The organism is Parablautia sp. Marseille-Q6255, from assembly GCF_951230155.1.
Taxonomy (GTDB): Bacteria; Bacillota; Clostridia; order Lachnospirales; family Lachnospiraceae; genus Choladousia.
Map to the genome: position 1 here is coordinate 26,391 of NZ_CATNVD010000015.1, position 24,160 is coordinate 50,550.

Sequence of the window (24,160 nt, forward strand, 5' to 3'; positions counted from 1 at the left end):
CAAGAAAATCTGTTCTGTTTTACCGTATGCTTTCCATTAAATGAATTATAGCATAGTTTATATTTCCTGTAAAATCTCACGCACTTTTTGCTGCCTTTCGGTTTTTCTCCAGGCAGAGCATCCAGTCATCAATTCCTTTATAATTTCCCCTCCATATGCCGTTTTGATCCGTATCCCAGGTGAGCCGCCGGTATTGCAGTCCCAGTTCTTCACAGATTTCATAAAGCTTCAGACATCCGCTGCGGATCATATCCCGTTTCTGTCTCTTTTTCGGACATTCCACGCCATAAACATAGCCCGCTCTTTCTTCACAGCTTTTGCACGTGTCATTGTAATCCTGCCGACACGTCAAAGAAAGCATCTTATCCATATCGTAGCATTCCAGGACTGTCCGCAAGCCCTTTTTCTTCAGCATTTCCAGAATCCCCTGCAGTCCTTTATAATTGGAAACGCCCGGAACCCCGATATATGCCTGTCCGGTCATCTGGTATGCGATCTCCGCTTTTAAGATTCCCTCTGTCACCCGGATCGTAGACCCGGAAAAGGTTCCGGAAAGGCTTGCCAGACTTTTACTGGAAGTTCCTCCTTTTAAACCGCTGCTGGTAAACCAGACATATTTTCTTTTATCTTTAGGATGATCCAAACGGATCTGAAACCCACACAGCATCCCTTCTGCCGAATAAACCGGACAAAGATAGCCGGAATTGGCTGGATAAAATGCGGTTTCCCAGTCCCCGTTTCTGTTGACGTAAAAACCTGGCACGCCTTTTAGGTGATACCCTTCCAAAAGCAGCTTTCTGGCAATCCTTTCGGAATCACTGCTTTGTGTACTCCGATAGCCCACACGTTTCATCCGCTCCACTGCCGCTTCAGACAATCCCCTCTTTAACAAATCCGCACGATGCTTTTCTTTGAGATCAAGCATGGCAAGCATCCTACGATACACTTCATCCAAATAATAAAGATCCTGTGCGTGGTCCAGGGCTTTCTCTTCTTTCCTGTATTCCGTTTGCCGAATAAAAGGAGTCTCTCTTTTCAGCTCGCTTCGAATCTGGCGGTACGCTTCTTTATACTGGTCGATTCCGTACAAGCCTTTCAGTTCCGCATACAGGGTAAGCATATTTCCAGAAGCCCCACAGTGGAAACAATGATAGACGTTTTTCACTTCTCCGTCTTTACAGACACAAAAACTACATTTTCCTCTGGTATCACCGCAAAAAGGGCAGACAACACGGAATTCATCCCGTCGGTTTCCCAGCCGGTGAATGCCGAAAAGATCCGCTACATCTGCTATAGTAAATAATTCCGCATAGGCCATAATTGTTCCTTTCTATAAAAAGAAGCGCACCTAAGTGCGCTTCCAGTCTCTATGCTGCCGCATAAACCTCTGCCTCCACCAAGACTCTGGCAGCTTCCTTCATTTCTTTATTCCCTCCTCGATAGCTGTTTGCAATCCATTTCAGTGTTGCCCAGCCTTTCGGTGTTTTTGCCATATCTCCCAGCGGGTGCCCCATATACGGTCCAAAATCACAAATCTTGGATTTGGCCTTTTCCACTTCCTGATCAACGGATGGTACCTCTGCTTCAAACGTTTCCGCCTCAGAAAAAGGAACTTCGTCTTTCGCTGTTACCATTCGGAACCCGTCACTGTTCGTTTCCTCTTCTACCGTAAACTCCTCTTCTGCTTCAATATCCGCATCAAAGGGTTCTTCCTCTGGCAAAGCGGTATCTGGTTCCGCCTCTTCTTTCTTTTGATTGACCGCTTTTTCTTCCTGCGCCTTTCCAGCCAGTGATACAGCATTCCCATTACGGACTTGTGGATTTTTTACAGTTTCTATCTCTTCCGGCCGGTCATCCAGATCATCCTCCGGAACAAAGGCTCGAACAGCTACGCTCTCTGTTTTTGCAGGTTTCACCTGATTTTCCTTTTGTGAGCGCTTTTCCACTTTCGGATTTTCTGTCTGTTTGGCTCTCTCTGGCTTTTTAGAAGCCTCTTCCTTTTTCGTGGAGGCTTCCTTTTTCCCGTGCATATCCGGATCTTCCTCTCCATTTTGCGAAATGTTGAATTTATTGAGCAGATAATATTTCAGGCCATAGGTTATCGCAGTCCCTTTTGCTTTATCTGCCACATCATTGCTCCCCACCAGATGAATGACCGAAGTGAGCTTCTCTTCCGGATGATCTGCATTAATCCAGCAGATTTCCAGATCTGCTTCGTACCTCCAGATATTTCCATCCCGAACAAGAAAAACAGGTCTGCCGGATTCATCCGTCTGTGTTGCGATCTCCCGGATAATGTCAAAATCCACACCATATTTATTTAAAGCCGGCGTCAGAAACTGGTTGATGTCATCCAGCTTTACAAAATCATAATCCACTTCTTCACTGTAACGTTTACGGATCAATGCCGGAAGTTTCTTCCTTATTTTAATCATCTTCTGGTTCAAGTTTAAATAACTGTATTTCTTCATTCGTTTCCTCCATTTCTTGTATTCATGCGATTTTCTGTGTTCCCTGAATGCGTCCTGTTTTGCACATATTCGATTCCATGCGCCTCATTTCCTCTCTGACACAACCATAGTAAATGCGTTTTTGAGAAATTTGCGGAAGGTCTTTTTTGATCCATTCCCATGCGGTTTTATCCACATATGAATCCTCATAATTTAAATACTGCAGAAATTCCGCATCAGAAAAGAGATGTTTCTGGGAAGTGAATGTAAAATACGGTACATACACTATATCCAGTGACCGTTTTCCCCGTTTTTGGTATTTCTCCGCCGCTGTAAGGATCTGCTCCCGGTCGATGACCGGAATTAAGTCTTTTACCGTGTATCCACAGGAAATTACCAGCTCATCCCAGAAATTTTTAATAATAATTCTTCCTTTTGCTGATACCTTACACTCCAGTTTCCTTTGTATATCATCCTTTCCAGGAAAAGAAAACACGGTTGAAATCCCTGCGATATGGTAAAGTAAAGCATTTACTTCATAGAGTGTATCATCCGTTTTCCGGAATACCCCATACAGATTCGGCTCTTGCATCTTACCTTGCTGTTCAAAAGAGAAATTTCCATAGATCAATGTGCACTTTTCTATTTCTGTTTTCCTCAATCCCGGATAGGCTTGTATTTTCCCCGTAAGCCAAGAAAAGAACGTCTGTGTCTCTTTTGTAATCCAGTCTGGTAAAAGTTGTTTCATCTCCAGGCCTCCCTGCATTTTAATATTTAATATCGCCCGGCAGGTCAAAATCATGCCACCGTTTGGAGATACACTTTGCAATCTTTTCTTCCAGCCGCAAGAGCCCGCTTTCTGTTTCACCTTCCTGTCTTGCAATGGACAATACCTCACAAATGCCGCAATAAACCTCATATGCACTGCAGGGCTCTTCTCCAGCTACTGCTTTATAGCTCTCTACAGTCTCTGCAACCAACTTTTTACCAAATCCTGCTTTGCTCATAATTCCTGCCATGGTATTAATGGGATAATTGATGTGGATGCTGCAAAGCCGCATCACATCCCGAAGAACTTCCCGATAATAATCGAATACCAATTCCATATTATCCTCAAAATCTCGGATTGTTTTGCAGTCTTTATGGCGTACTTTCATGGCTTCTCCCAAAATAAGCACCTGACCGGGACTTTTCAGAGAATAAAAGATATTTGCCCCGGAGGCTCCCACATCTGACGTGGTAATACGGACCTCGGCAAACAACTTTTCGGGAGCATTCTTCCCATATTGTTTCATCAATTCCTGATATACTTTTGTCAGTTTAGCATCCTCCAACTCCCATACAGCACTTGTTCTGGTATGATCTGCATATCCCATTACAAAACGGGCATTTTCATAATCCCCATTTACATAAGCAGAAGAAACCATATAGATTTCCGGCATGGAAAGGATGGAATAATCTTTTTCATCCCCGGACAATACTGCCCTCACCTTTCCTTCACAAAACCGGAGCAGTGCTTTTCCCTTTGCAACCTTGAGGCACTTATTTAATATGTCTGCAAAAACATCTGTTTTGACATCCGAAAGGGCACTCCCTTCGATTCTAGCACGTCCTTTTAAAGTTTTCAGTGCCGTTGTTCCGAGCAGATATACACACCCTGGAGTTTTCAGTAAAAGAGAAGTATGCTTCTTGGTATCCTGCAGCAGTGCTTCCATATCTGCACCTTCCACTGCTGTACATTCGTCTGCATTTTCTGTTGCCGACAATACGGTAATGCTCTGACTTGGCACCCGTATCCAATCTGAACGATCTTCCACCTCCCCCAGATATTCATGAAACTTTACTTCGTCTTCAAAAACTTTTTCAAAATCATCTTTATAGTACATAAAGCCTCCCTTCCCGTCAGGCCGGCGTACCTAAAGCGATTCCGATGCTGCATATTCTTCCGTCACCAACGCAAAAACAATATCCGTCTTCTGCCATTTCCAGAAGTGTCTCAAGTTCCAGTTCATTTGCGCGTTCCCATTCGACCATTATCATAGGCTCCTCCTTTACATCATTTGTATGTTTAGTTTCTTTAATAAAATAAAATGGTTCCTCCTCTCTTTTTCCGCACAAAAAAAGACACAAAAGAATCATTCTTCCTTTGTATCTTCCTGCACATTTTATTTTCTTTTCCAATTTCGGGTACTTGCCCCAAAAATTATGCTTCCGGAATGTCCGGAACAAAATGAAAACTCCTGTCTTTATCATAGACAGCAAAAGTTTTAATTCACTTTCAGACTAACACAATATATTGTAAATGTCAAATATTTTAATCTATATATTGTGTCAGTTTCTATTTTCAGAAAGAAATAGTAACACTATAAGGATCAATCCGGGCAAGGGGTTTTTTAACTCCATCCTCACCCGGTTGAAAGCTCTATTTCCTACCGTTTTAGGAATAAATGGATATATAATAGTGTATTGATTCTCTTTTTCCGGTTTCCGAACCGCCGTTATGACCTATCTCAAATCTATATTTTGAAACCGTTTATTTCCGGCACTCCCACCTGTCTATTCTTTTTTTACTTCTCTTTTCTCCAATGGTGTAATCTCTCTTGCCAGTTTCCGTCCGTTTCCATCCTCACCAACGGTAAACTCCACAGACTGCCCGGAAGAAAGTTTTTTAAATCCCTCCTGCTGGATCTGTGAGAAGTGTACAAAATAATCCACTCCTTCTTTATCTGTAATAAAACCATAGCCTCTGCCTGCACTGAACCATTTTACAGTTCCTTTTACTCTGTTTTCCATAATGTCTATCTCCTTTACTTGGTAATTCTGCATGTATAGTTTTTTGCTATTTTAATGTAATGATTTCTGCTTTCCTGCTGCGCATGGCGCACGAATCTGATGCATAAGACCTCCTTTTAAATCACTTGAAAGAAACAAATATGCTTATTTCCTGTAAGCAAATCCATTAAGCGGTTGATTTCTTTCTTGTAAACAGGAGAATGCCACCTGCCAAAGCAAGCAGTGCAACTCCAATGAATCCATAACTCCATCCACCAAATCCTCCCGTCTGCGGAAGGATAAACTGCGGCTCGTTGGTAATCTCATACAGACAGTCATAAAAGAACCATTTTCCCGTGTAACCGGAATCCTCCTTGGCACTTTTGAAATCCACATTTCCATATTTTTCTGCCTCTGCTTTTGTCATGGTAATCGGAAGCTTAACTGTGATTTTATCTTTTAATAAGGTCTGTCCCGGTACTGTCTTTACCTCTGTGATTTCATACGTTCCATGATCCAGATTTTCAAAAGCGATTTCACCTTTTTTATCTGTCTGAAAGCGTTTCGTTTCCCCTTCCTTTAACAGCCGTTTATATGGCTTGGCCAATCCTGTATCCGTTTCTGCCGCTTTTACAAATTTTATTTCAAACTCCACGCCTGCTAATGGGTTTGTTCCCGTTTTATCATATTTCTTTATACGAATTTTTCCTGGCACCAGTTCATTGTAAAGCCGCTTCACGGTCAACTTCTGTTTCTTGGTAGCAAATCCATGAATGGTATCATCAATCTGGTAGTTTGCCGGTGCTTTTACTTCCTGTATTGTCACATAACCCCCTATCGGAAGGATAATTTTTCCAGAAGATGGATCCGTATAAAAAGTATCACTCTTCATTGCTGCATCTTCCTGATAGACATGCTTAGGATCCATATATACTTTTCCTTTTGTATCTGATTTCAAATACCAGGTTTTCTTTAACTGTCCAGCATTTGCCGTAGAATCATCGTAATAGCAAACTTTAAAGACTACACCTGGAATCGGTTTTCCATGCATGGACAATTTTTCTACCAATGCATCCAGTTCCATAAAGTCATAAGGTTCACTAAATCCTTCTGTAAAGGAAGCCGTTTTTTGTTTTAATGCATCCGCAGGCATTGTAACCGTTACGGAAACCGTCTTTTCTGCCACCTGATGTCCAGCAGGAGCCGTCAATTCCTTAACATAATAAGTAGACGTTCCTACTCCTGCCTTCAGATAATAGACTGGCGTCTTTCCTTCTTCATTTGTCCGAAGCACATTGTCTGCAACTTTTTCTGTTAGCTTCTGATCCGAATAAAGCTGCACCCGTTTGGTACATGCCGAATCAGCAAATACGCCAAAAGTTGCATTTGCCAGACTATAGGGCTTCAAATTTAAAATTTCTGGACTCGCTTTCGATGCCTTTTCCACTTTCAATTTCCAGTAACGCAAAGAATCTACCGAAGTAGGAATATCTCCCTTTACAGCCAATTTCCGTATGGTATAAGCTCCTGCTGCATCTTTTTGTGCAACCAACTCCACCATATACGTATTCAGATCTAACTCATAAACATCGGATGGCGGTTTAACTTCCTTGATACGCACAAAACCAAACGGTAACATAGGAACCGTCTTTTTGGGATTTTCAATAATCGCATCACTCTGATATGTCTTTCCCTGATCCGTAAACGACTCTACATAATGTGCATGATCATAAGATAAAACGCCATTTTTATCCGTTTTAAAATACCAAGTTCTTTTCGGTGAAAATGCGTCACTGCCTTCTGTACTATACTCTACCTTATAGATAGCTCCCTCTACCGGCAATCCAGAATCATCTACTTTTGTCAAAAGCTTTCCATTAAAATACATCGGATAATTATAAATCCAGTTATTGGATGCCATGGAATCATAATCTGCATTATTTACCTTTTCATGAAGCTTTACTACACCGCTGTCTTTTTCTGTAATTACCACTGGCCCATAAATATCTGTATTTTGTGTACATCCTGCAATACGTCTTGTCTCTATGACGTAATATGTCCCTGGATCTAAAATATCGGAATCCCCATAAACGGTATCATCTTCTTTTTCATTTAAAATGATAGTACCTTCTGGTGTAACCGATGTATCCAGTACTTTTGTCGTCGGATTATAGGCAGATTCTGGATAAATGGCAAAAGTTGTCTTCAAATAGCCATATTTATCCGGATTTATTTCCATAAATTCTGGATAAGCAAATCTCTTATAAACTCTTAATTTTGCCCCATTTGTCAAAGAAGAATAAGTTTTGGACCCATAAAATCCCTGATAATTTCCATGCTGGTCGCTTCCCGGATGCAAACTACAGATAATTTTCAAACGGTAATCTTCTCCTCGCTTCTGAATATAACACCGAAACGTCACATCATATGAGCTATGTGGCCACAATCCCAGATAGTCATGCCCGCTAGCACAGTTGACATTAAAATTTGTCAGTTTCTCAGGATCAATATCATACCCCTGTTCCGTAATCCAAGCATCAATTTCGCTACGTTTTTGAGAAATCTGTGCCGTACCAGTATTGCATCCACCTACACTTCCTGAAACATACGAATGGTTTGTGGTATTTGCATCCCCTGTTGTAACCTGTCCTTTAATTTTTTTACTATCTACCGTTGACCATGTGGCCGCAGTTTCCAAGTATGCATCACCATCTTTTTCTGTTTTTCCAAGTGCGATGTCTTCCAAATGCTCCATATCTGTATCCGACAATTGACTAATGGAAAGCTCTTCCAGCTGAAAGTCATCCCCGCTTGCCCAGCCGCCTCCAGTAAAAAACTTAGCAGATTGATAATCCGGTCGGTACATAGAAAATATGACCGCTTCATTTAAATCCTTTGGCAGTTCCACACGTAGATTTCTGGAACCGTCTCCATTATCGGAAATCATACAACAATCTGTTGTCATTTCTTTGGAGGAAGAAGTAAGCTTCACATCATACTCCGGATCAATACACGTTATAGTAAAGAGATCCTCCGTTCCTACTTTTACCAGATCCCCATATCCACTGAAATGGCTGTCTGTTTCTCTTCGAAACAAAATCGTGGATTCTGTAGATGTCAAATAAATGCCCGGTTCCAAATTTTCTTTTGCAACAACGGTTACAGAATTGGCAACATACCAGGTATATTCCGGATAAAGAAAATATGACATCTCATAAGTAACCGTATAGGTTCCTTCTTTGGCTACGTCAAACCCACCATCATCTGCCAGATTATTTACTTTAAATGTTTCCGGGTTGTAATCAATCAAAAGTCCGTAAATATCAAACTCCGAGTCATCTTTTAAAACCGTAAACTCCCTTCCTGAAACCGTTTCACCCCGATATTTTGGAACAATACCACCATACCCTTCATTTCTGTCCTGTGTTACAGAAGATGGCATCAGATTCTCCAACAAAGCAGAGCCTTGTGTTGCAAGGCTTCGATCATCCGTATATTCAAAAGTTACAAACAAATTCCAGCTATAATTCTCCACATCTTTACGCGTACAGATATAGGGAACCTGAAATCTTTCTCCTACCGCTATGGTATGCTCCGGTATCTCATCTGCGCAGGAAACAGATACCCTCTCATCTTCCTGATATGGATTATATCCTGCAAAATCAAATTCGGTATCTCTGACCCAAATTTTGTGTGTCTCAGAAACAGTAGAACCTTTTCCAGGATATGGACCATCTTCTTCCATACCAGCCATATCAGAACTTTCTTCCTCCATGAGATCACTCTCTTCGGTTTTAGACATTTCCATTTCTTCCGTCTTAGGCGGAGCTGCTACATAATCAGTTGTATACACCAGACCTTTATTTAACGGAATGCCTTCCAATCCTGTCATAGATACCTGTCCGCTAAACTTTGCCGCAGCTTCAGATGTCGTACCTGCAACCACATTGTAGTCTACGGTTGCCCCATAATTAGAAGAAGAAACACGAACGCCTTTTTCATTGCAGGAGCCGACGATCACTGCTTCTGTAACCGATCCAGGCATATAGTCTATAGCATCTGCTCCGTTATTTCCTGCTGCGCCTACAACAATAATACCCATGGATATTGCTTTTTGGATTTCCGCCTCCAAAACTGCATTCATCAGGTTCCTTTTTGAGGATAAAGACAGATTGATAATTGAAGCACCCTGTTCTATTGCATATTCCATTCCTGCAACAATTGCGGAAACCGTACCTCTCCCATCATTTCCCATCACTCTTATAGATAAAATCTCCGCATTGGGGTTTGCTCCAGTCATCGCAGAAACCATCTCGTTCCCATGAGCATGTCCTTCCAAGACATCATCAATTAAGGATACTCTGCCAATCACATTTTCAGATGCAGAAGCGCCGGTATCCAAAAGTGCAATTACCCTGTTTTTCCCATCGGGCAGAAAAACAGCGCCTTCCATCTCGGAAAGCGCTGTTACCGGATTGTATGCATTTTCTTTTGGAATTTCTTCTATCTCCATGTCCGATATATCAGAAGCAATTTCCAAAAAGGCATCTGGTTCTACTGCATCCACGATTTCTTTATAGTACACATATGCAGCCATGCACCGTTCTACGGTCTCATACTCGATTAGATAAATATTTCCATAACTTCCAATCACAGCATCTGACGACAGGATGTTTTGAGGATCTGCGGTCATAACGAGAAGTCTTCTGGAGGAAAAATCTTCAATGCAAAGATTTTGGGGTACAATTTCTGATAGAATATCCTTTTCTTCCTGCGTGGGTTCTTTTTGTTGCGTTTCTTCCGGAAGTTTTTCCTTTTCTTCCTGCTCTTGGAGTTCATCCGATTTTTCCGGCGCAGCGGAAGGCTCCGTATTCTCCTTGGATTCTTCTGCCACTTTTTCCTTCCATCCAATGATGCACTTTTCAAATACATTCGTTGCGTTTTCCGGCGAAACAATTGCACTTGCCACTACCGTTTCTGCCTGATCGTTTAACAACGGAAACGTACCGGTAAGCATATCCCCTTTTGGAATATCCATTTCAATGTAGCGAGCGGTAAGCTTCTCTGCTTCTCTGGTTTCACAAAGATAAGCAGAAGCGTTCCAAATATTGCCCTCTTGGTTTGTAATCATCACTGGAAAACTTCCATCCTCATTACAGGTTGGAAACGTTATTTCGTTGCAAGCTTCTGTAAGCAACTCCTCTGGTATCATTTTTCCATTCGTTTCACTTCCTTGGTAATCCCAGAAATAAATCCGAAGTTTCATATCCTCCTGCATAGGATTAAACGCATCTACCTTTAGATTTTGAACGGTACCTGCCGCCTCTGGGTCTGGCACCTCATCACTTGATTCCAAAAGTTCCCGTGTAAGCGTTATCTCAACAAGTTCTGTCATCTGTATCTCTTCATGGTTTGACTCCGTATCGAAATCCTGCTTATCAGGCGCATCCATATCTGGTTCTTTCTGAAGAGTTTCTCCGATTTCTTCTTTTAATGATTCTGTGTCTTCTTCCTTTTCATCGGAGATCTCTCCCTCTATATCCGGTATTTCCTCTGTTTCCTTCTCCGGTGTCTGAGATTCTGCCTGTCCTACTATTTCCTGTGTTTGCTCTGTTTTCTCTTCCGTCTGTCCAGTCTCTGTAAAAGAATCGTTCCCTGGTTCTATTTCCGAAAATTCTGTTTTTGGCAGCTCTGGCTCGAAATCCTCTGTTTCTAACGGTTCCATACATTCTGTTTTCTGGGTTTCTGTTTCCGAAATCAGACCTTCTTCTATTTTAACAGTTTCTTTTTCCGCTTCACTCTCCACTTGTGGCGCAGTCGCATAAACTGCTAAGGTCGATGGCGATATTACTGACAACACCAGCGACATCAGAAGGGTAACGGAAATAAATTTTTCCAATTTCCATTTCATTTAAGTAGTCCTCCTTTTCGACTTTTAAAAACAAAACGAATTCCCATAAATATAACAATTCCTAGCGTAAAAATTCCAATACTGATCAAGACATCTCTTTTATACTCCTGCATCCATTTTGATTCTACTGGTTGTGACGAAAATGCCTCGCTTGCCATATCCTCTGTGCGTTCTGTTCGTTTTCCTCTTACCAGCAATCGATGGGAATTTACACCATAAGGGGTACAAGTCACTAAGGTACACAAATCTTTTCCCGGTATAATAGCAAGTTCTTCTAAGTCAGATGGAAACACAGTTTTAATCTGATCCACTTCATAAGCCAGTGTCTCTCCACAAACGCTTAAAAAAAAGAGGTCTCCCACTTTCAATTCTGCAAGATCTGTAAACAGCTTTGCATGGCTTAACCCAGTGTGCCCTGTAATTACACAGTGTGTGCTGGCACCACCTATGGGAAACGAGCTTTCTTTTAGATGCCCTGCGCCCGCCTCCAGCGTCTGCTCCGAGGTTCCGTGATAGATTGGCAGTGAAATATTAATTGACGGAATTTTGACAAACCCCATAACCCCATCTGCAGTCATACAAAGGATAGAATCATAATGTTCCTCCAGACTTTCATCTCCTTCTTCCGAGAAAGGGTCGGACAATCTCACATAACCGCTTGCAAGCCTTTCATTGTATTGCTTAGCCCGTTGCATCTGTAACTGCTTTTTGGAATCATCCACCGTTTCCGCTGTCTTCTCCACCAACCGGACCAACGAATCTGTCCGATGCTCAAATACATAGTTCGCAACATAAGGATATAAAATCAAACCAGCAGCGCTTAGGAAAAGCAGGAGCACCAGCAAAAATTTTGTGATGCTCCGTTTTTTCATCAAACTCAAGCCTCTTTCTTAGATTTTTTTACCAGTATCACAACTCCTGCCAGCGCAACGGAACAGCCCGCAAGAGTAAAGAGAATCGTTCCATATCCGCCTGTCTGCGGCAGTTCAAATGTAGAAGTATTTACAACCGTCATATCTACACGTGCATTGGTTGAATTCACATCTTTCACCCCATCCACACTCATAGCTGTATTTTTACCATCTACCGTAGCACTTGCTCTCTCGCCGGCAGTTTCAATCATATGTTTATGTGCATTACCGGCAATATCTTTTGCATCGTAAAGTGTGGTACGTGAGGGAACAAACTCGTCTACCGTACATTTAATATCAATTGTAATCGGCTCCTTTAACAAGGAGTATCCAGCAGACGTATGGATTTCCGTTAATAGATAGGTATTTGCTTCCAGACCATTGATGAGCAGCTTTCCAGTTCCATCCGGACTGAATATGGTGCCGTCCTCTTCTTTTGCTCCCTTACTTGCATCTGTCACATAATACAATCCGTCCTCTGCTTTTTTTGCAACGACATAATGGCCGTCTGTTTCATTTTTCAGGACAAACTGCACCTTCGTAGGATCTCCCTTTGTTTTGGTGTCTGTAAACTCTTTCTTGATATGCAGACCAAAGGTATATACGCGGCAGCGGTCTTCCAGCGTGTCCATATAATCCATACTGGTTCGTTTCCAGGTAAGGGTAACGTCATTGGTATTACCGGCATCTCCCAGAACCGAAGTGGCATCTGAATTTATGGTTGCGGAATAAGAAACGACCAGCCAGCACTGGGAAAGTGTCGGATCAATCTCTTTTAGCCCTTCCTGGGTCGGAGAAACCGTCATTTGGTTATAATCGCTGTTACTGCCAGTATAGGTTTCCTCAAACGCAGAACTTCCATGTTCCCATGTTTTAATCGCATTTGCCGTATGATTCATTCTGGCATCTGCCTCGTTATTATAAAAATAAATCGCAGCATCTTTATTATAGGTAAGCCCTTTATCCATCTTGTCTACAAACGTGTACTGCGTTAAATATGTGGATTCTGATGTGATCTTAGGCAGGTGGCTGACAAAAATATAATCCATCACATCCCCTTGCGATCCGGTGGCAATATCCCCATACTCCGGCTTATCATACAACGTTGCATCATCATGCTGCCGTACCATCTTATCCAAATCTGGAATATTGGTCTGATTCTTGGGATACACATTGACGTCATAGAACCAATTGTTCCCATCTTGATCTGTCATGGGAAGGGAAACAAAAAACGGATCTACCGTTGTATGCACATTTGCCGGAACCTTCGTTTCAAGAAACAGATAAAGACCTACGGAAAGCCCGGTGGCAGATGTAGTCCCATCTGCTTTTGTAAGGGGCATGCGCGTGGAACCGCTAGCCGATACAATATAATTTTCCAAAATATTCTTTCCAGCCGTATTATCCGTAAGAGTATCTGCCATCGCTTGGTTCAGTTCATCTGACGTATGCTTATGATCCCCTCTTGTATCAGTGAGGTTCATAGCGGCTTCCAATGCCGGAGGAATATCATAGAGCACCTTTATGTTTCCATTTACACTTTCCGTATGGATGTCTCCTACTTTCGCATATGTAAATTCAACGCCTTCTATTACATAATCTTTCAATGTTGCTTCCGCTTGCGCATCTTGTTTTCCATTTGCCGTATACTGATAAATGTCAATCCCATCTTCTGTTGCTGCAGTCATATCATATTTATGAATTGTAACGGATGCACTTCTTGCGGTATCAATCAAATCATTTGGTGCTGCAGAAACGGATAATACACCAGAAGCCCCACATGCCACAGCTAATAATACTGCACTTAAATTTATCACAAATTTTCTCATAAGCTTTAAGCTCCTTTCCAAATATTTTTTCATTAGTTACCTTTTCTTTTTCAGACGAAGGATAATAATTAATACGGTAACAAAAATGCAGATTACCGGAAGAAACACTCGGAGCAAGTCCTCTTTTTCGGCAAGTGTTTCCGTAAATCGGTTTTCCAAAACAATACCTTTTCCAGCAAGCTCTTTTTCGGCCAGTTTTTTTACGGTTACCCCTTGCTCCTTGAATTTTTTTGTGACAGTCTTTTCTGTGTTTCCCTTTACTTCCCTCTCACAATAGATCACTAACCGGTACTCTGTTCCGGGCGACATATAAGGATAACAGGAAAAAAGCGTGACCATATCTTTTCCTTCCTGAATATTCAAAATATCACATTCGCTCGCATGGATAATTTCCGTACCAGTTACCTGATAAGTCAGTTTTTCCCAAAGATTTCGGATATGGATTTTGGAACCAATTTTTAACTGGTCGATATCACGGAAATAAGCACTTCCTTTCCAGCCTCTATGAGTCGCTATCACACAGTTTGTATTCCTCCCTCCTACTGGCATGCTTGTTTCTGTTAAAACAACAGCTCCACTACTCATATTTGATTCTGTCGCCCCGATAGCAAGCGGAAGCGATACGGAAATATCCGGAAGTTCAATATGCCCTACCACGCTGGAGCCATGATTCAACTCTTTTATATTTACTGGTGTTTGTCTAAAATTCCATGCATCTGTAATATCCTGGCCTTCTAAATATAAATGAGTATTGTATTCCTGTAATGCTTTCAAAAAATCCAAAGAACCGGAAGTAGATATTTCTTTATCTCCCACCTGTGCTTCCGATCCTACTTCAGCATTTTCTTTTCTTTGGAGTTTCCTGTCATCCCCTTCCTCTGTAAAAAGCGGTTCTGCAATCTGCTGGATTTCTCTTTGATTTCTCCATTCCCTGTAATCTGGGTAAAGGAAAATAGCTATGCCCGTCACTAATATTAAGATTCCGATTACTGTTTTTGTGATTTTATTCCTCATACCTTTCTGTCTCTGAACCGCATACCGACGTTTTATTTTCACCTCCCCATACTATCTTTTATTTCCTGGTTATCTCTAATTTTCTCCAATCCCAAGAACGAACCTGTATCAAACATTGCATCTACTTGTCGAATTCCTAGCAGGGTCTTGTTTTTTTCCCTGAAATAAAACCGATACCTCTTACCCTGTTCTACTGAAAGCTTTTTACTTAATAAAAGTTCTGTATACGATCCGTCCTTTTGGCAAACTTTCAGATTTTGAAACTGCCCCGGCATCCCTTTTTTTATTTCTTCCACAATCCCTGTTACCATTTCATATCGGCCTTTTACCGCATCCCGAAAGACCACCAAAGCCTGAATCCCAACTGCTACACTTAAAAAAACGGACCATACAAAAAATCCGGCGTTTTGCCATCGAATTCCAAAAAATATACCCGAAATCAGGAAAAAAAGAGACAGGATACCAAGTTTTTGTATCCTGTCTAAAAAAATAGTAGGTATGTTCTGCATACTTTCAAAATGTCTTCTTGCAACCGCTTTCTTATCCGACCTCTGGAATTTCACATTTAATAGGTACCTCCTCAATATTTTTAAATAAAATCTGTTTTCTGATATACAGGATACGAATGCTTTTTAAGAATTCCTGCTTTTTTCCTTTGCCTTCTAAGCGCTCCAGATGCTTTCGGACACTTCCTTCTGTTTCCAACATTTTTAAAAATTTTTCTTCCTGTTGTGTCAATATTTCTTTTTTAAATGCCCGCATAGAAAAACGCAATCCTTTCCCCATAGACATACTATTTAGAAAAACAGGAATCCGTTGTATAAAATGATAAGAAACACAGGTCATAATTCCAGAACATATCAATCTGTCAATTGCGGTCTTGGCTTGCTCCCCTTCCACAGCGGCGATTAAACCTCTTCGCTCTAACCGACGCAGGCAATACAAAACTTCTACTTCCTCCAGCTTTTTTGCATTTTCTCCAAAAGCAATCCGTAAAAGGCTTTCCACACGATTTCGAATTTCTTGCTCTTCGCAGAAGGCCCATAAGAGAGCACTCCATATTTCTGTTTCCATACCTGTTAAAATTTTTTCTTCTTCCATGATTCGAACACAAAATCGTCCATCATAGGTGTTTTTTTTCACACCGATTGCCGTGTACCATTTCATAATCCTTTCCTCCTAAAATAGTTCCATAACTTCCATGATTTTAGGAAGTACATATCCAAGAGCCAAAGCTACGCCAAGACAGAAACTCACATTTGGTTTTCGCATGCTCCAGACAGTTTGATGCTTTGTTCCTATAATCCGTACCCGTCCAGGCACATTCCAGCAGAAAGTCCGGTAAAACTGTATGAATTTTTCTCTATCAAACCCAAAAGAACGGACACAGAAAATTCGTCTCTTTTGTTCTTCTTCATCCAACAATATAAAGCTTTCCAGTTCCTCCTGTCGTTCTATCAGTACCACATAAAATTCCGGTATCCCGCGTCTAACCCCTTCTACGATTTTATCAATTTCATCATAGAAAATACGGCAGGATTCATAATGTCCGTTTTTCTCCGGCTGGCAGACTGCAAGGCTGTCTTCATCCAACTCCAGATAACAGTATTGTGCTTCCATAATTTTCTGGCTCATACGGATAATCTGCCGAATGAATAAACAAAATACTACTGCCAGTGCACTGCATATATAAATCCTATCCCAGGACTGTTTCTGATAAAGAAGATACAGGCAAATTCCTTCCGCTACGCTTATAAGCGCCACAAGAATGTCGTACCGCTCCCGAAGATCCATCAGCCTGTATACATCATCTTCCGTCGCTTGTAATCGCAATGCTATCCACCCCTTCTATGCTGAATTCTGTTTCCTGGTTTCAAAATTGTGTCCCCCTTTCCTTAATCTTTGGTGCAGTTTCACAAATTCCGTGCATTCCCGAATGGTTTCTCCGCATAGATATTCGGAAAACATTCCGATATGCATATCTCTTTCCCTGAGATTCAACCGGTTCTGCAGCCAGATATAGGTGCTGTGCCTGGTCATATAGCCTTCTTTCCACAAAGCATCCAGTGCCCTATGAGCCTGTATCCGTTTATTCCGTAAATCACTGTTTGCTAGGGTGCCTTTGGGACGCATACTCTTTTCGTGCACCCCTACATAAGCATCACATTCAGGATAGCCGCTGCAGACATACAAATAGGAATTTGGATTCAGAGTATCCTTTCCATACACGTAAGAAGCCGACCGAAGAACGGCTGTCCTTCGGCAATACGGACAGATCACAGGCTTTTGTCTTTCTTTATGTTTTCTTGCCATACACATCCTCCCTTCCTTTAATACCTGCATTTTATAAAATTCGCTTTTCCTGTGACAACAGTATTTTGAAATTTTTTACATTCCGCGCTTGATCAACCTTGTAATGATTCCCTCTGCTACTTCATAGTTGTCATTAATTCTGGTAACTACAAAGCCTATCTTGTCTTTTTTCGCAGGCAGTGCCGGCATATTACAGGAATGAGCTACCGCATTTACACCAATATCCAGCCGGATGAAATATGTGCCCTTATAAACATCGGTAATGGTTCCCACATATTTTCCCTGTTTGTGACACTTTTTCAAATTATCTTTATTGACATTTGCCGTAGCACTTTTGGCATCCACCGATACTGCCAAATCTTCCGGAGAATCCCCATGAATTTCATGTACCGTTACCAGCACCAAATCCCCTATTTGAAATTTTTCTGAAGCATCAATCATCCATTCCCACGCCATATCTCTTGCCCGAACAGATACTTCTACTCCAAACACCTCCAATCGTACAGCTTTCGGCGCCACCGCAATCACACGTGCCTGAGCCAGACGCCCTGGATAAATCATCTGCTGCGCCCCTTCTTCCTCTGGGAAATAAAACATCTGGCGTTTTTTTAACATAGCGTCTTTTCGTGATGCCACAACGCTTTTCGTTTTCGTATCCAGATCTTTGATAATAAAATCAATCTCACATCCTAGCATGTTATTTGCGATTCTGGTCTGCCGATTTAATGTATCAGCATTTTCTCTTCCATCCCCGCTTAGATTTATCATCATTTCATTCATGGGAATAATAATGCGAAATCCATTAAAATATGTGACCGCAACAACCCAGCCACTTTCCAGCTTTTCTACACCTCCCAACTCTCCCGTTAAAATCTTTCTGGTACGGTGTGCATTTAACAACTGATGCCACCTGGCATCCTCCTGCTCTTCCATGCTTTCCACCTTTGAATCTACCTCAATGGTAAGTATGCCATCAACCACCGCTCTTGGCACTTTCTTTTCCGGCGTTATTACTCCGGATATTTTTTTAGTTTCCTCCATAAACTTCCTCCCATCTTTTTTTATAATAAAGAAAAAGCACAAAAAAACAACCTTATAAAAAAGCTGCTTTCTTTGTGCTTTTCTTTTACGAATACCATTGTATAATGGAGCGAATTGAAAGTCAATATCGCTGCAAATGCAATTCTATCGTGTTTTGGTCGCATTTTGGTTGCATCATTTCTTTTAACCCTTCTTCATACCGAAGCTCTGAGAAATACCATATTTTGCCTTCGATTTTTCGGCATATCCTCTGCTCTTTGAGGTATGGAAAACCAGCAGCTTCCGGATTATCTCTCTTCCATCCGGTTTTCTCATAAAATTCCTGCTCCGTTTCATAAATCTCGATACAGCTTTTTGCCAATTCCAGACGTGAAACATCATCCTCCGGAATACTAAGGTCAAATTCCCTTTCAAGCATTCTCTTAAAACTATAACGGATCAGGGAATTTTCCCTTATTTCTATTGTAGGAACAAGCATTCCTATATTCCCCCTTCCTATTTTTCAAACAGATCTTCTACTTTTGTAACTACGCCATTCTTTCTGTCGTCTTTCTTCTCTCGCTTTGGCGGCATCATACCCAAATCCAAAATCACCTGCTCTGGTTGTGTTTCATACGCTTCCTTTGGTTCTTCTTTCACAGAAAATACATCTTTTTCCCATTTCCAAGCTTCATACCATTTTGGTATATGCTGCTCCACCTTTTCCATGGTAAGCTTTCCTGCATCCGCATGTTCCGTATAATCCATCTTACGAAAGCGCATCACCTTCTGCCCCCTGATAATCAAAAGCCCCATATCCAACGGATAGCGCAGGATTTCATCCGGCAAAAGAAGCTGGCGTTTACCAACAGACGATGATTCTGAATATTCCGGTACATAATCCGTTGCCCGAATTGTATAATAATTTTTCCGAACAGAAGAAACAGATACCGTCGTCTCCCCAGTACGATCACTAAAATAAGTAGCGGTTGTCATATCATTGCAGCCCAGAAAAATAGAAAAATCACAGCCTCCAAGAATTTCTTCCCACTGATTATCTGGGTATCTATTCTGAAGCTGCGGTATATTCTGATAAAGGATGCTCATACCGATTCCCCTTGACCTGGCGGTTGCCAGTTTCTTCTTAAAATCCGGAACCACTCCGATATTTGGAAATTCATCCAGAATAAAATTCATGGGAATTGGAAGCTTTCTTGCCTCTGTTCGGTCTGCAAACCGTACCAATTTAATACTTAGAAATGACGTGAACAGTGTTGCAAGCATATCATATGTAGAATCCTGATCTGAAGTAATACAAAAATAAGCACACTTTTCTCTCGCCGGCAATGTTAAATCGATATCCGTATGGCTGGTAATCTGCTGTACCAATTTATTTTGTAAAATTTGAAGTCGTGTACCAAGCCCCAACACAGCATTCCCTTTCACCTTCTCTGCTTTGGAAAACAACTGATACGGACCTTTTGCCGGATGATTTGTTGGCAGACGTTCGAAAATAGAGTCCAGTGCTTCCACGCTTTTATTTAGCAAAAGCTTATAAGCTTCCGGAAAAGTTTTTTTATCTTCCGGGTATTCCTCATAAACATACAGACATAATGCTTTTAGAAGATCCATTTCTACATTATCATAAAAATGATCGAACTTATCTGTGGTATTACGGATCACTACATCACAGAATACATCAATCAATTCTCCGTTGTCAATTTCAGCCAGACAATTCCATGCATCCGAATGAGTTAATTGAATCAAATTTAACTGCTTAACTGTGTAGCCTTCCTCCTTTAAATATGCGCACAAATCTTCATACAGTTCTGATTTCGGATCTGTTATGTACATGCTTTCCTCACGCCGCACACACTGCAGCGCCATAACTCGCGCAAATGCTCTGGATTTCATGGAGCCTTGTGAACCACAGACAGCTATATTTCTATTCAACCTGGAATCCGTAGGCAGACTTAAAATCTCTCCTGTTTCCGGCTCTTTTCCAAAAATGATTCCTGTCACACTTTTTGTATCCATATCCGTCTGTAGAATTTTGGCCAATTCTTCTTTTTTCATAAAGCCAGCAGTTCCATAAGTACCTTGACTGGAAATCTCAAAATTCCGTTCATCCTGCTCATCATTTCCAGTTCCACGCAATACAATGAGTACTGCCAAAACGACAAAAATCACAATAACAACTAGCGCACCAGTTCTTCCTGCCACTGTCAAGATGCCTCGTCTGATACAGGTTAATGGATTTAAATCTACCTTTGCCTCTGTCAGGAAAAGGTTCATAAATCCCCCAACATAGGCAGCCAAAAACAGCATCCCTGTTACAAAAACCATGATCTTCCATTTCTGTTTTTTCGCTTTTTCCTTCCCCCTTTGTGTCAGTCCTTTTAATCCAGTGATTGATAATATTGATACAGGTTTCCATAATAACTGCTCATGGTATGTACAGAATTGTAAAGTGCAGTGATCAGTACAGCACGGATATTTCTGGCTTTGGTTTGTGTCTCATCCATTCGCTCCAACACATATTCCACATGTTCCTTGCTAAGCTTTGCAAACTGTGCTTTCACAATACTTGCTGGTTTATCTTCTTTGTTAACCCGTATTACCTGTGCAGTCGATGTCATAACATCCGTCATAATGCCTACAATTTCCTCAATCCGTTTATCATAAGGATAATCAAATTTAAGAACCTCATAATCAATCTGCTTCCGTATCCGTTCCTTTGCAGTCTCGAAAGAAACGAAACGGAAATCTTTGTTGTAATCTATGTTTGTAGTATCTGTATTTGTATCACTTTTTTGAGTGACATCTCTCACGGATTCTGGGGACACCATATACCCTGTATCAGAGATACCTCTCCCCGATTTTGGGGATACCTCTCCCTCAAATCGGGGAGAGCCCTTACATGCTTTTCTTTCCTCACCAAAATTTTCCGGATAGGTCAGTTGTTCCAGAATGTCTACATGCAGTTCTAAGAACAGTACATTGGATACCAGATGTCCACCTCTTTCAATGGTTCGAAATACCCGCTTTATCACACCCAATTTTTCCAATTCTACCACTGCATTGGTTGCGTCCCGTTTTGTAAAACCAAACTGATCTGCCATCTGCTGATAGCTTCGCTGAAGGAGATCTGACCGGAAGCGCTTTTTTTAACCAATCAATTGTCCAGTCATTTCGTCACGTACCTCCACCGGACGATACCAATACACAATATCTGCCAAAATAATGATTGCATTCAAATTGGGTTTACCCGTCGCTTTTAATATGGTTTGAAACCATGACATCGGAATGATATTTCCCGTGATACGCAAATGGCTCATTTTATCTACCGCTGGACTTCCGGTCTTGAACATATCTTCCATGCCACCAGCCCCTTTCCGCAGTTAGCAATGGCATTTATTCCATACTTTCCTGTAAAAACAGTACAGCTTTCTGTGTTATCACCGCCTGTATAGTTACAGTCTCTCCCAAATACTGCTTCAACGCTTCTGCCTGATAATCGAAGCATACAATGGTTCCCGTCCTGTTCCAGAGCATTTCTTTTTTTATGCGTAGCAGCTGCTGCATGTCCAATTCATAACAAAAATATACTGGATTTCCATGTGCATCATATCCCTCACTAAGATCGTACTCTCGTTCTTTCTTTTGAACGATCATATTGCCAAGAAACTGATGCCATTTCTTTTGTTTCCCTGTATCTGTTAATAGACATACCTGTAGCCGCGCATCTTCACACATAGGAATATAATAATAACGCTCATAGATATCATCCACCTGAAACAATTCTCCTCGGATTCCACCGTCACTTTCCAGCAATTCTTCTAAAAAGTCCATGTTTCGCCCAAGAATGACCGCATCTGCCCTTTGAAACATTCCTATCTTCAAAAGTTCCCGTTCAGTCCAAATACGCATAGAGCGTTCCAGCTTCTTTGCCCACTTCATTCTTTGCTCCATCGTATTATAGACTACATAAGCAGATTTCCCGGACAGCAACACCCCACATGCCCTGGAGCCATTGATGGCATCACAGCCATTTTTATATTCTGTACTTCCGTAATATGCTGCTGTTTCCACTCCGTTTTTTTCAATGCCCTTTCCCCATACAGGTTTTTGGCTCCGAAAAATGCGAACTCCCATTTTCCAAAAGAAAATCCATACCTCGCTCATTCTATGGAGACGTACTCTTTTTTTCAGCTCACTTTTTACGTGTGCCGTCTGAAGGCTTTCTTGAAGAAAATACGCCGTATCTTCCCTGCAATACTCCAGCATATGCCTCCGTCCCTTTTCACGCAACACATATCCCCTGTACCCATCTTTATTTCTTACCGAAATATACCCATCCTTTTTTAATCCGGTAAGCAAGGACGCCGCATAAGAGTCCGATTCAACAACCTTACCGACCAGCTGTACCGGCATCTCTCCACATACGGCAATCATACGCAATAAACTGTCACGCTTTCTCAATAGCCCCCCCTTTCTGATCACACCGCCCATCCGTACCCTATACGATGCATACTTGGGTACTCGCTTCGATTAATCTATACTGTTTTTCCTGATTTTACAGTTATTTATGGTGGCTTTCCCATGTCGATTACTGGTACCGGAAAATCTCCGCCTTTTTCGATAGCGAAAATAGATGATTTATTCACAATATTTCCAGAAATACTGGCAGAATCTGTAATATAAATAAGGGTCTTATCAGCTTCTCCCAATCTGGTGATATGACAGGTATCTACATAAAGTCCGCTGTCCGATTGTAAAAAAAAATTTGATAATACATCCAGCACATGTTTTTCTTCAAAATTATCATGATCTCTCACGCGTCCAATAGGTAATTCTCTATCATAAATATGCACGAAGCATACCATGCAAGCTTGATATGTTGGTATCAGCATGCCAGCAGCTTTTTGCTCCATACACCAGTGTTGACAGGCTATATATAGCGGTTTGTAGATATAATCTGTATAGGCTTCTTTTCTATGCGGAATCAACATCGGAAGGGATACTCTTAAATTCCCGTTCTCTTCTAAAATAGTAATTCCGTGAATTTCTACAAGGTCTACCTGGTATTGTTCATACTGCTTTGGGTTCAGCATAACTTCCATAGAAAGACGTCTTAACTTTTCCGTCAATTTTTCTCCGCATTTGGAAGCTTCAACAATCATATCCGCAAAACTGCTGTATTTTAAACCTGTCTGTTTTCTCGTACAGGCAAAAAGGATACTGCGTGCATCTGCCAAAAGATGCTCTACCTCTGTAGCTGTTTTTTGTGCATCATCTAACTGTTTTTTCAGTTTTCCAAGAACATTACTCTCCTGTTTGTTTTCGGTAATATTCAATTTTCCCATCCTCATCCACCGTGCAAAAACCTACTACATCTGGGATCTGTATTTGCGGTATATCTTCCAGATTTTCCACGACTACAATATGCCCGCAGCCTTCTATCCGTTTCCTTGCAAACAGGTTATTGATAAGACTAATTTCCTCCTGTGAAACATACAAAATATCATATAGTTCACCATCACCCACAAAAATAATCCTTATCGGATATTCCTCTTTGTCTGCCAGAAAATGTTGCTCTACCTTCTTTTGATCCATGATTCCCAAAAGTGCCCAGACACATCGAAGCGTTCCATAATCCCTTACGTTTTGTGCTGCTTCGCTAAGTGCTACCAGCTTTGTTTCCGGATTGACGATAATCTCCCGTTCTTTCTCCAGCACACTTAATGCCTTTCCTACAAACCGTTCCCGTCCATCTTTTGCAAAATATGCATAAATCTGGCTTTTATAAAGCACGTTATACTTTTGAATCAGTTCTCTAGTTTCCTGCTCTACCGCTCTTTGCTTATTCTCCATCAGTTTTTGCATCCTTTCCGTTTTAATTTTTATACACCAATATTGCGTCTTTTAGGACGTATAAGA

Annotated in this window: 22 protein-coding genes; all 22 read right to left on the reverse strand. The window is 41.3% G+C overall.

Annotation, left to right across the window (positions count from 1 at the left end; genetic code table 11):
- Nucleotides 1–76: 76 nt before the first annotated feature.
- Nucleotides 77–1,318 (reverse strand): CHC2 zinc finger domain-containing protein, encoded by a 1,242-nt coding sequence (locus QOX44_RS12515; RefSeq protein ID WP_283683447.1) that lies wholly within the window; start codon nucleotides 1,316–1,318, stop codon nucleotides 77–79.
- Nucleotides 1,319–1,367: 49 nt separating this feature from the next.
- Nucleotides 1,368–2,471 (reverse strand): ERF family protein, encoded by a 1,104-nt coding sequence (locus QOX44_RS12520; protein ID WP_283683449.1) that lies wholly within the window; start codon nucleotides 2,469–2,471, stop codon nucleotides 1,368–1,370.
- Nucleotides 2,472–2,493: 22 nt separating this feature from the next.
- Nucleotides 2,494–3,198, reverse strand: coding sequence for a hypothetical protein (locus tag QOX44_RS12525; protein ID WP_283683450.1), 705 nt, complete (start codon nucleotides 3,196–3,198; stop codon nucleotides 2,494–2,496).
- A gap of 19 nt (nucleotides 3,199–3,217) precedes the next feature.
- On the reverse strand, nucleotides 3,218–4,336 hold the full coding sequence (locus QOX44_RS12530) for a hypothetical protein (protein WP_283683451.1): 1,119 nt from the start codon (nucleotides 4,334–4,336) through the stop codon (nucleotides 3,218–3,220).
- A gap of 16 nt (nucleotides 4,337–4,352) precedes the next feature.
- The gene (locus QOX44_RS12535) at nucleotides 4,353–4,490 is read right to left on the reverse strand and encodes a hypothetical protein (protein ID WP_283683452.1); all 138 of its coding nucleotides are present in this window, start codon (nucleotides 4,488–4,490) and stop codon (nucleotides 4,353–4,355) included.
- Nucleotides 4,491–5,006: 516 nt separating this feature from the next.
- Nucleotides 5,007–5,243, reverse strand: a complete 237-nt coding sequence (locus QOX44_RS12540) for a cold-shock protein (RefSeq protein WP_283683453.1) — start codon at nucleotides 5,241–5,243, stop codon at nucleotides 5,007–5,009.
- A 166-nt stretch (nucleotides 5,244–5,409) separates the two neighbouring features.
- On the reverse strand, nucleotides 5,410–11,133 hold the full coding sequence (locus QOX44_RS12545) for a SpaA isopeptide-forming pilin-related protein (protein ID WP_283683455.1): 5,724 nt from the start codon (nucleotides 11,131–11,133) through the stop codon (nucleotides 5,410–5,412).
- Complete coding sequence (locus QOX44_RS12550; RefSeq protein ID WP_283683587.1) at nucleotides 11,130–12,005, reverse strand: class C sortase; 876 nt, start codon at nucleotides 12,003–12,005, stop codon at nucleotides 11,130–11,132. The genes QOX44_RS12545 and QOX44_RS12550 overlap by 4 nt, the downstream gene beginning before the upstream one ends.
- Nucleotides 12,006–12,010: 5 nt before the next feature.
- Nucleotides 12,011–13,873, reverse strand: coding sequence for a SpaH/EbpB family LPXTG-anchored major pilin (locus QOX44_RS12555; protein ID WP_283683456.1), 1,863 nt, complete (start codon nucleotides 13,871–13,873; stop codon nucleotides 12,011–12,013).
- Between the two features lie 36 nt (nucleotides 13,874–13,909).
- Nucleotides 13,910–14,887 (reverse strand): sortase, encoded by a 978-nt coding sequence (locus QOX44_RS12560; protein WP_283683457.1) that lies wholly within the window; start codon nucleotides 14,885–14,887, stop codon nucleotides 13,910–13,912.
- A gap of 38 nt (nucleotides 14,888–14,925) precedes the next feature.
- Nucleotides 14,926–15,450, reverse strand: coding sequence for a hypothetical protein (locus tag QOX44_RS12565; protein ID WP_283683458.1), 525 nt, complete (start codon nucleotides 15,448–15,450; stop codon nucleotides 14,926–14,928).
- A complete protein-coding gene (locus QOX44_RS12570) occupies nucleotides 15,428–16,054 on the reverse strand; it encodes a hypothetical protein (protein WP_283683459.1) in 627 nt (208 codons plus the stop codon). Before QOX44_RS12570 ends, QOX44_RS12565 begins: the two co-directional genes overlap by 23 nt.
- Before the next feature lie 12 nt (nucleotides 16,055–16,066).
- The gene (locus QOX44_RS12575) at nucleotides 16,067–16,720 is read right to left on the reverse strand and encodes a hypothetical protein (protein WP_283683460.1); all 654 of its coding nucleotides are present in this window, start codon (nucleotides 16,718–16,720) and stop codon (nucleotides 16,067–16,069) included.
- Between the two features lie 15 nt (nucleotides 16,721–16,735).
- Nucleotides 16,736–17,230 (reverse strand): zinc-finger-containing protein, encoded by a 495-nt coding sequence (locus QOX44_RS18240; RefSeq protein ID WP_334305526.1) that lies wholly within the window; start codon nucleotides 17,228–17,230, stop codon nucleotides 16,736–16,738.
- A 45-nt stretch (nucleotides 17,231–17,275) separates the two neighbouring features.
- Nucleotides 17,276–18,241 (reverse strand): RNA-binding protein, encoded by a 966-nt coding sequence (locus QOX44_RS12585; protein WP_283683463.1) that lies wholly within the window; start codon nucleotides 18,239–18,241, stop codon nucleotides 17,276–17,278.
- Nucleotides 18,242–18,362: 121 nt separating this feature from the next.
- Entirely contained in the window at nucleotides 18,363–18,719 is a 357-nt protein-coding gene (locus QOX44_RS12590) for a hypothetical protein (RefSeq protein WP_283683465.1), read from the reverse strand.
- A 17-nt stretch (nucleotides 18,720–18,736) separates the two neighbouring features.
- A complete protein-coding gene (locus QOX44_RS12595; protein ID WP_283683467.1) occupies nucleotides 18,737–20,566 on the reverse strand; it encodes a VirD4-like conjugal transfer protein, CD1115 family in 1,830 nt (609 codons plus the stop codon).
- A 53-nt stretch (nucleotides 20,567–20,619) separates the two neighbouring features.
- Entirely contained in the window at nucleotides 20,620–21,342 is a 723-nt protein-coding gene (locus QOX44_RS12600) for a DUF6017 domain-containing protein (RefSeq protein WP_331488398.1), read from the reverse strand.
- 45 nt (nucleotides 21,343–21,387) lie between these two features.
- Nucleotides 21,388–21,600 (reverse strand): hypothetical protein, encoded by a 213-nt coding sequence (locus QOX44_RS18100; protein ID WP_331488399.1) that lies wholly within the window; start codon nucleotides 21,598–21,600, stop codon nucleotides 21,388–21,390.
- A 34-nt stretch (nucleotides 21,601–21,634) separates the two neighbouring features.
- Nucleotides 21,635–22,723, reverse strand: coding sequence for a hypothetical protein (locus tag QOX44_RS12605; RefSeq protein ID WP_283683468.1), 1,089 nt, complete (start codon nucleotides 22,721–22,723; stop codon nucleotides 21,635–21,637).
- Nucleotides 22,724–22,806: 83 nt separating this feature from the next.
- The gene (locus QOX44_RS12610; RefSeq protein ID WP_283683469.1) at nucleotides 22,807–23,586 is read right to left on the reverse strand and encodes a DUF6100 family protein; all 780 of its coding nucleotides are present in this window, start codon (nucleotides 23,584–23,586) and stop codon (nucleotides 22,807–22,809) included.
- On the reverse strand, nucleotides 23,546–24,094 hold the full coding sequence (locus tag QOX44_RS12615) for a DUF5697 family protein (RefSeq protein WP_283683470.1): 549 nt from the start codon (nucleotides 24,092–24,094) through the stop codon (nucleotides 23,546–23,548). The genes QOX44_RS12610 and QOX44_RS12615 overlap by 41 nt, the downstream gene beginning before the upstream one ends.
- Between the last annotated feature and the right edge of the window lie 66 nt (nucleotides 24,095–24,160).

What these genes read in the sequence shown, in the direction of transcription:
- QOX44_RS12515 (WP_283683447.1), bottom strand. Translation starts at nt 1,318, where the DNA reads ATGGCCTATGCGGAATTATTTACTATAGCAGATGTAGCGGATCTTTTC.
- QOX44_RS12530 (WP_283683451.1), bottom strand. Translation starts at nt 4,336, where the DNA reads ATGTACTATAAAGATGATTTTGAAAAAGTTTTTGAAGACGAAGTAAAG.
- QOX44_RS12585 (WP_283683463.1), bottom strand. Translation starts at nt 18,241, where the DNA reads ATGGAGGAAACTAAAAAAATATCCGGAGTAATAACGCCGGAAAAGAAA.
- QOX44_RS12540 (WP_283683453.1), bottom strand. Translation starts at nt 5,243, where the DNA reads ATGGAAAACAGAGTAAAAGGAACTGTAAAATGGTTCAGTGCAGGCAGA.
- QOX44_RS12550 (WP_283683587.1), bottom strand. Translation starts at nt 12,005, where the DNA reads ATGAAAAAACGGAGCATCACAAAATTTTTGCTGGTGCTCCTGCTTTTC.
- QOX44_RS12535 (WP_283683452.1), bottom strand. Translation starts at nt 4,490, where the DNA reads ATGATAATGGTCGAATGGGAACGCGCAAATGAACTGGAACTTGAGACA.
- QOX44_RS12525 (WP_283683450.1), bottom strand. Translation starts at nt 3,198, where the DNA reads ATGAAACAACTTTTACCAGACTGGATTACAAAAGAGACACAGACGTTC.
- QOX44_RS12545 (WP_283683455.1), bottom strand. Translation starts at nt 11,133, where the DNA reads ATGAAATGGAAATTGGAAAAATTTATTTCCGTTACCCTTCTGATGTCG.
- QOX44_RS18100 (WP_331488399.1), bottom strand. Translation starts at nt 21,600, where the DNA reads ATGGAAGATATGTTCAAGACCGGAAGTCCAGCGGTAGATAAAATGAGC.
- QOX44_RS12595 (WP_283683467.1), bottom strand. Translation starts at nt 20,566, where the DNA reads ATGGTTTTTGTAACAGGGATGCTGTTTTTGGCTGCCTATGTTGGGGGA.
- QOX44_RS12560 (WP_283683457.1), bottom strand. Translation starts at nt 14,887, where the DNA reads ATGAGGAATAAAATCACAAAAACAGTAATCGGAATCTTAATATTAGTG.
- QOX44_RS12570 (WP_283683459.1), bottom strand. Translation starts at nt 16,054, where the DNA reads ATGAAATGGTACACGGCAATCGGTGTGAAAAAAAACACCTATGATGGA.
- QOX44_RS12590 (WP_283683465.1), bottom strand. Translation starts at nt 18,719, where the DNA reads ATGCTTGTTCCTACAATAGAAATAAGGGAAAATTCCCTGATCCGTTAT.
- QOX44_RS12600 (WP_331488398.1), bottom strand. Translation starts at nt 21,342, where the DNA reads ATGGCAGATCAGTTTGGTTTTACAAAACGGGACGCAACCAATGCAGTG.
- QOX44_RS12520 (WP_283683449.1), bottom strand. Translation starts at nt 2,471, where the DNA reads ATGAAGAAATACAGTTATTTAAACTTGAACCAGAAGATGATTAAAATA.
- QOX44_RS12610 (WP_283683469.1), bottom strand. Translation starts at nt 23,586, where the DNA reads ATGGGAAAATTGAATATTACCGAAAACAAACAGGAGAGTAATGTTCTT.
- QOX44_RS12615 (WP_283683470.1), bottom strand. Translation starts at nt 24,094, where the DNA reads ATGGAGAATAAGCAAAGAGCGGTAGAGCAGGAAACTAGAGAACTGATT.
- QOX44_RS12555 (WP_283683456.1), bottom strand. Translation starts at nt 13,873, where the DNA reads ATGAGAAAATTTGTGATAAATTTAAGTGCAGTATTATTAGCTGTGGCA.
- QOX44_RS18240 (WP_334305526.1), bottom strand. Translation starts at nt 17,230, where the DNA reads ATGCAGGTATTAAAGGAAGGGAGGATGTGTATGGCAAGAAAACATAAA.